The following is a 4839-nucleotide window of genomic DNA, read 5'->3' as shown; positions in this document are numbered from 1 at the left end:
GCACGCCGCTGGTGGTGGGCGGCCGGTCCGCCGGCGCCCGCTCGGCGGCCCGGTCGGCCAAGCAGCTCGGCGCCTCCGGGTGCCTCGCCCTGTCCTTCCCGCTGCACCCGCCCGGCAAGCCGGAGAAGTCCCGGCTCGATGAGCTGGCGAACGCCGGTGTCCCGACGCTGGTGCTGCAGGGGGAGCGGGACACCATGGGCCGCCCGGAGGAGTTTCCCGACCCGCTGCCCGACCAGACCGACCTGGCCGTCGTCCCGGGCGCCGACCACGGGCTCGCTGTGCCGAAGAGCGGGCCGGTCAGCCAGGACGACGCGATGAGCATCGTCGTCGAGTGCACCCTGGAGTGGATCGTGCGCGAGATCGCGGGGAATGCCGTGCGCCGCTGAGACGTTCCGGCTGTCATGATCGCGACGCTGGAACGCCTCCGGCCGGCAGGCACCGTAGGCTGGTACGCGATGACCGAGACCTCCGACCTGACCTCCCTCGATTCCGACACCGAGGCGCCGCCCGTCGACGTCGCGAACGAGACGCCGGAGGAGCGAGCCGCACGCTTCGAGCGTGACGCTCTGCCCTTCCTCGACCAGCTGTACGGCGCCGCGATGCGGATGACCCGCAACCCCACCGATGCCGAGGATCTTGTCCAGGAGACCTTCGCGAAGGCGTTCTCGGCGTTCCACCAGTTCAAGCCGGGCACCAACCTCAAGGCTTGGCTCTACCGGATCCTGACCAACACCTTCATCAACAACTACCGGAAGAAGCAGCGGCAGCCGCAGCAGGCACTCGCCGGTGACACCGGGGACGTTGAGGACTGGCAGCTCGCCCGCGCCGAGTCGCACACCTCCAGCGGGCTCAAGTCCGCCGAGATGGAGGCGCTCGAGCACCTCCCTGACAGCCAGGTGAAGAACGCCCTGCAGCGTCTGCCCGAGGAGTTCCGGCTCGCGGTGTACCTCGCCGACGTCGAGGGATTCGCCTACAAGGAGATCGCCGAGATCATGAACACGCCGATCGGGACGGTGATGTCCCGCCTGCACCGGGGCCGCCGCCAGCTTCGCGACATGCTCTCCGACTACGTCCGCACCGGCGGCGACGCCCCGCTCGAGGGAGACCGCTGATGTCGCACCAGCACGAGCATCTGCACGGCGACGAGCCCACCAACGCGGAGTGCGCCGACTTCCTCGAGCGCATCGTCCGGCTCATCGACAACGAGCTGGAGGAAGGCGACTGCGCGATCGTCCGCGCCCACATCGACTCCTGCAGTCCCTGTCTGGAGCGTTACGACCTCCAGCGCACGGTGAAGGCGGTCGTCGCCCGGTCCTGCGGAGAGAAGGCACCGGCCGAGCTTCGCGACAAGGTGCGGGTCCAGATCCAGCAGATCCAGATCCGCCTGAAGTAACCGGCCGGGCGCCGCCGGGCTCGAAGCCCGAGCCCGACGCTCGGCGGTCTGCCATGATCCGCGCATGGGGAACAAGACCGTCCTGATCACCGGTTGCTCCTCGGGGATCGGCGCCGCTACCGCCGCGCGCCTGGTCACCAAGGGTTGGGACGTGTGGGCCAGCGCGCGGCGACCGGAGGACCTCGACGGCCTCCAGGCAGCGGGTTGCCGCACCGTCGCCCTCGACGTCACCGACGAGGCCTCGATGGTCGCCGCCGTCGACCGCGTCCTCGCCGGCGCCGGCCGGGTCGACGCCCTCGTCAACAACGCCGGCTACTCGCAGTCGGGCGCCGTCGAGTCGCTGAGCATCGACGACGTGCGCCGGCAGTTCGAGACCAACGTCTTCGGTCTGCTGCGACTGACCCAGCTCGTCCTCCCGACGATGCGGCACCAGCACTCCGGCCGGATCGTGAACATCGGCTCCATGGGCGGCAGGCTCACCTTCCCCGGCGGCGGCGCCTACCACGCCAGCAAGTACGCCGTGGAGGCCCTCTCCGACGCGCTGCGCTTCGAGGTCGCGGGCTTCGGCGTGCAGGTCGTGCTCATCGAACCCGGCCTGATCACCACCGCGTTCGAGCAGACGGCCCGGGCGGGAATGGCCGGCTACCTCGGGGGCTCCGGCCCCTACGCCGAGTTCAACGCGAAGGTCCAGGCCGCCACCGCGGAGGCGTACGACGGCCCGCTGGCTCGCTTCGGCGGGCCACCGGAGGACGTGGCGAAGGTGATCGAGAAGGCGCTCACGAAGGCCCGCCCGAAGCCGCGCTACACCGTGACGGTGTCGGCACCGGCGGCCATCGCCGCTCGCCGCGTCCTGGGGGACCGGGGCTGGGACCTGGCTATGCGCGCCCAGTTCCCGCGGCCGGAGTAGCAGGTCGAGCGGCCGCGACCGCCGGCGTCGTAGGCACAAGACACCGGACCCCCGTGACCACGTCGTGGTCCGGGGGTCGGGTCAGCTTGGAGCGAGAGCTCAAGCGTTGGGGCGCTTGCCGTGGTTCGCGCCCTTCTTGCGGCGCGCGCGGCGCTTCCGGCCGGTCTTGCCCATGGTTCCTCCTGGAGTCGCTTTCCGGTGACCCCGCGGAAAGGCAAACGCGTCTCCGCGGGGTGGTCAGATCGGCCCAGTGTCTCAGGTGAGGCGGTTCAGTCCCCAATCCGGGCCAGGAACCGCCCGGCGTCCACGACCACGCGAGTCACCTCGCCCGAGCCGACCAGCTTGCCGGCGCGCCCGTCAGCACCGACGTTGCGGGCCGACACCGAGAAGCGTCGGAGGCGCCCGTCGGTGTGCACGACGCGCGCCGTCACCACGACGGACCCGCCGACCGGGGTCGGCGCGAGGTGCTCCAGCTCGATCCGGGTACCCACGCTGGTCTCGCCCGTTCCTAGAGCGGGGTCGATCGCGGCGCAGGTCGCTGCCTCGCACCACGCCAGCAACCGCGGGGTGCCGAGCAACGGCAGGCTGCCGGAGCCGACCGCGGCCGCCGTGTCGGCCTCGGTCACCGTGAACGTCAGGGTCGCGTCGTTCACCGGCGCGACCTCAGATCCCGAAGGTGCTGCGCGGGTAAACGGCGTTCACGTCGGTGATCACGTTGACCAGGTAGGGCACGTTCGCGGCGAACGCACGGTCCAGCGCCGGCCCGATCTGGCGGGGGTCGGTGATCGTCTCGCCGGCCCCGCCCAGCGCCGAGACCACGTGGTCGTAGGCGGTGCGCGGGGCGAGGTCGGCCGCGACGTCGTAGCCGTAGAGCATCTGCATCGGGCCCTTCTCCAAGCCCCAGGCGGAGTTGTTGCCCATCACCATCACGACTGGCAGGTCGTGACGGACCAGGGTGTCGACGTCCATCAAGGAGAACCCCGCAGCGCCGTCGCCCAGCAGCAGCACGACCTGCGACGACGGCCGGGCGATCCGGGCGGCGATCGCGGCGCCGAGACCCGCGCCGAGGCAGCCGTACGGGCCGGGGTCGAGCCAGCAGCCGGGCCGCTTCGGCTCGACGTACTTGCCGGCGAACGACACGAAGTCGCCGCCGTCACCGATCACGACCGCGTCCTCGGCGAGGCGGGGCACCAGCTCTCCGTAGATCCGGGCGGGATGGATCGGGTCGGCCTCGGCGCCGAGCAGCTCCGCATCCCTGGCGCCTGCCTTCGCGACGGTCTCCTGCAGGGACGTGATCCAGGCCGCGCGGTCAGCCTGCCGCGACCGGTCGAGCTCGGCCAGGAGACCGTCGAACACCGACGTCAGGTCGCCGGCCACGGCGTCCGCCAGCGAGGCGTGCGCCGAGATCTGGTCCGCCGAGTCCGCGATGTGTACGACCGGAACGGCGGCGCCGCCCGAGTCGACACCGGCCCCGAACGCGCCGTAGCCGAGCCGGAAGTCCAGCGGTGTCCCGACGACGACGACCAGGTCGGCGCCACCGAGCGCAGCGCCCCGGGCCTTGGTCACCAGCAGTGGGTGTCCGCCGGGGATCACGCCGCGGCCCATGCCGTTGGTGATGGCGGGGATCATCATCTGTTCGACGAAGCGGAGCGCCGCCTCGTCGGCATGATCGGCCCAGACGTCGGTGCCGAGCACGAGCACCGGGCGCTCCGCGGCAGCGATCAGGCCGGCGATCCGGGCGATCGCGTCGCTGTCGGGTTCGGCGCCGCGGAAGGACCCGATCGTGGGCACCGAGCCGGTCCCGGCGTTGAAGAACTCGTCCATGGGCACGTCGACGTAGGACGGCCCGCGGTGCGACGACCGCGCGGCGGAGAAGGCCTCGTGGAAGCCGCCGGCGACGTCGGCGGCCGTCATCAGGGTGCGCGCGTGCTTGGTGACCGTCTCGACGATCGGCAGGTGGTCGATCTCCTGCAACGCCCCGGTGCCCCACCGGTTGTTGGGGGCGCGGCCGCCGACCACGACCATGGGCGATCCCGCGAACTTCGCCTGGGCGAGTGCGCTCACCCCGTTGGTGACGCCCGGCCCGGCAGTCAGCACCGCCAGGCCCGGGACTCGGGTGAGCTTGCCGGTCGCCTCGGCCGCGAAGGCCGCGGTCTGCTCGTGGCGGACGTCGAGCAGCCGTACCGGGGGACCGCTGGGACCATCCTGCTGCGCCGCCTGCTGCTGTGTCCGGACGGCGCCGTCGTACATCGGGAAGACATGGGCGCCGGACAGGGTGAACATCGTCTCGATGCCGTGCGCCTGCGCGACCGCGACCGCGAGCTCGCCGGCGTGGCCGCGGATCTCGCCGGTGCTCTCGGTGGCGGTGGGGGAGTCGGAGGTCATGCGTGCACGTTAGGACACCACGCCTGAACGCGAGCCAGCACCCGGCGGTGCTCCGGCACGCCTCGCTGGCGCTCGGCGTACCTCCGCGGGGGCTCCTCGGCTCAGCGGTGCCTGTTTGCGCTGAGCGCTGCGGTGCCTGTTTGCGCTGAGCGCT

7 protein-coding genes are annotated in these 4839 nt (G+C 71.7%); 4 read left to right on the top strand and 3 right to left on the bottom strand.

Annotated elements, in window-relative coordinates; translation table 11 throughout:
- The 4 genes from E7Z54_RS15050 to E7Z54_RS15035 all read left to right on the top strand — a co-directional run.
- A partial coding sequence (locus E7Z54_RS15050) for an alpha/beta hydrolase family protein (protein ID WP_346763546.1) occupies window positions 1-386 on the top strand: 386 nt, incomplete at its 5' end.
- A 15-nt stretch (window positions 387-401) separates the two neighbouring features.
- On the top strand, window positions 402-1112 hold the full coding sequence (locus tag E7Z54_RS15045; RefSeq protein ID WP_240769706.1) for a sigma-70 family RNA polymerase sigma factor: 711 nt from the start codon (window positions 402-404) through the stop codon (window positions 1110-1112).
- Window positions 1112-1393: a mycothiol system anti-sigma-R factor gene (gene rsrA, locus E7Z54_RS15040; protein WP_136435014.1), complete on the top strand. Its 282-nt coding sequence runs from the start codon at window positions 1112-1114 to the stop codon at window positions 1391-1393. The genes E7Z54_RS15045 and rsrA overlap by 1 nt, the downstream gene beginning before the upstream one ends.
- A gap of 64 nt (window positions 1394-1457) precedes the next feature.
- A complete protein-coding gene (locus E7Z54_RS15035) occupies window positions 1458-2300 on the top strand; it encodes an oxidoreductase (protein ID WP_136435012.1) in 843 nt (280 codons plus the stop codon).
- A 99-nt stretch (window positions 2301-2399) separates the two neighbouring features.
- On the opposite strand, the gene E7Z54_RS24415 is transcribed toward E7Z54_RS15035, so the two are convergent.
- The 3 genes from E7Z54_RS24415 to E7Z54_RS15025 all read right to left on the bottom strand — a co-directional run bounded on the left by E7Z54_RS24415 (window position 2400) and on the right by E7Z54_RS15025 (window position 4685).
- Window positions 2400-2474 (bottom strand): 50S ribosomal protein bL37, encoded by a 75-nt coding sequence (locus tag E7Z54_RS24415; RefSeq protein WP_369797015.1) that lies wholly within the window; start codon window positions 2472-2474, stop codon window positions 2400-2402.
- A gap of 95 nt (window positions 2475-2569) precedes the next feature.
- Window positions 2570-2953, bottom strand: coding sequence for a thioesterase family protein (locus tag E7Z54_RS15030; RefSeq protein ID WP_136435010.1), 384 nt, complete (start codon window positions 2951-2953; stop codon window positions 2570-2572).
- A 10-nt stretch (window positions 2954-2963) separates the two neighbouring features.
- Complete coding sequence (locus E7Z54_RS15025; protein WP_136435009.1) at window positions 2964-4685, bottom strand: acetolactate synthase; 1722 nt, start codon at window positions 4683-4685, stop codon at window positions 2964-2966.
- Window positions 4686-4839: the final 154 nt, after the last annotated feature.

Origin of the sequence: Nocardioides sp. (genome assembly GCF_004803405.1) — a bacterium.
GTDB classification, from domain to species: Bacteria; Actinomycetota; Actinomycetes; order Propionibacteriales; family Nocardioidaceae; genus Nocardioides; species Nocardioides vastitatis.
Note: the sequence above shows the minus strand (reverse complement) of the source record. Positions and strands in the feature narration are given on the sequence as shown.